General features: G+C 50.9%; 1 protein-coding gene and 1 pseudogene. Both read right to left on the bottom strand.

Annotated features, from left to right (window positions below; all coding sequences use genetic code 11):
• Positions 1-136: 136 nt before the first annotated feature.
• Positions 137-229 (bottom strand): annotated as a pseudogene (locus H8711_RS14280) (Maff2 family mobile element protein); the annotation flags it as partial.
• A gap of 90 nt (positions 230-319) precedes the next feature.
• On the bottom strand, positions 320-1,600 hold a 1,281-nt coding region (locus H8711_RS13695), incomplete at its 5' end, for a recombinase family protein (RefSeq protein ID WP_249283889.1).

Here is a 1,600-nt window from a genome sequence, read left to right as displayed (position 1 = left end):
ATTGACGTTATCGAAAAGGCCGTCCAGATTTCCCATGATACCATCGACGAGCAGACCTTTCAGCCATTCAACGATTGCGTCGATGATAAAGTCCATACATCAGCTCCTTTTCTGGAAAAGGGACAACGGGTGACACTTAGCTGAACAGGCCGGACAGCAGAGGGATAAGCTGAAGGCCGATCAGAACAACACCGCCGCCGGCCATAAGCTGCTTAATGCCCTGGCTTTTTACTGATGTGCGATAAAGAAGTAATAGAAGTGTAAAAAATTTTGCCGTTCCTATCCGGCACTTGCGCATTGTGTCGGATAGGTCGGGCGGTTATTCGGGCAAGTCCACCTTGCCAACAAAAGAATAATAAATCTCAATGTCCTGTCTGCGGGTCTTGTTCTCGTCATAGCTGCACTCATGCACAACGATTTTCTCTACAAACTCCCGCAGCAGAGTAGGGGTAAGTTCTTCAAAGCTGGTATGCCGCCGGACAACATTCATAAACTTTTCTGCGTTCACGGTGGCTTCCTGTGCTTTGGAAAGCTCCGCTTGAATAGCAGCGGCTCTTTCTTTCAGCTCCCGTTGCTCTGCTTCATAGTCTGCCGACAGCTCTGTGAAACGCTCGTCTGATATGCGCCCGGTCACGCTGTCCTCATACAGCCGCTTGAAGATAGCGGATAACTCGGCTATGCGTTTCTCGGAGGCTTCCAGTTCCTTTTTCTTGGCGGCGTTCCTGCGTTTGCCCCCGTCCTCGTTCTGCTCAATCAAGAGTTTCATAAACCGGGCTTCATGCTTTGCCGCATAGCTGGTCACTTTCCGCAGATTGGAGAGTACACCAGCGGTCAAGAGGTCGGTGCGGATAAAGTGCGCCGTACAGTCATGGGTGCGTTTCTTGTAGTTGCCGCAGATATAACAGTCCTGCTTGCGCTTGTCCGTCTGGTATCGCTGCTGATACATCACGCTGCCGCAGTCCGCACAGAACAGTATGCCGGAGAACAAACCCACTTCATCATAGCGGTTTGGGCGTTTGCGCTGTTTGCGAAGCTCCTGCACCCGTTCCCATGTTTGGGTGTCTATGATAGGCTCGTGGTGGTTCTCGAAAATCACTTGCTTTTCCGGGGGATTTTCTACACTGTGCTTGACTTTGTAAGAAAGTTTTTCTGTCTTGAAATTTACCAGACAGCCTGTGTATTCCCGGTTTTCAAGGATATGCACTACGGTATTGGTCGCCCACTTGCACTCATAGCCGGGGTGGTAGCGGCGGGTGCTGCCCGTCCTGCGGTATTCAAGCGTTCCCGGCGTGGGGATTTGCTGCTCTGTGAGCATACGGGCTATCTTGGTCGGACCATTCCCGGCAAGACAGAGGTTGTATATCTGCTTGACTACGGGTGCAGCTTCCTCGTCAATAATGAAATTTTCATCCTCGTCCATGAGGTAGCCATACACAGGCTTGCTTGTGATGGGCTTGCCATTCATGCCTTTTGAGCGTTTTACTGCTTTGATTTTCTTGCTCGTATCTCTCACCAGCCATTCGTTAAAGATATTCCGCAGCGGGGCAAAGTCATTGTCGCCCTGTGCGCTGTCCACTCCGTCATTGATAGCGATGAAGCG

Origin of the sequence: Ligaoa zhengdingensis (assembly GCF_014384885.1) — a bacterium.
Lineage (GTDB): Bacteria > Bacillota > Clostridia > Oscillospirales > Ruminococcaceae > Ligaoa > Ligaoa zhengdingensis.
This window is presented reverse-complemented; position numbering and strand designations above follow the sequence as displayed.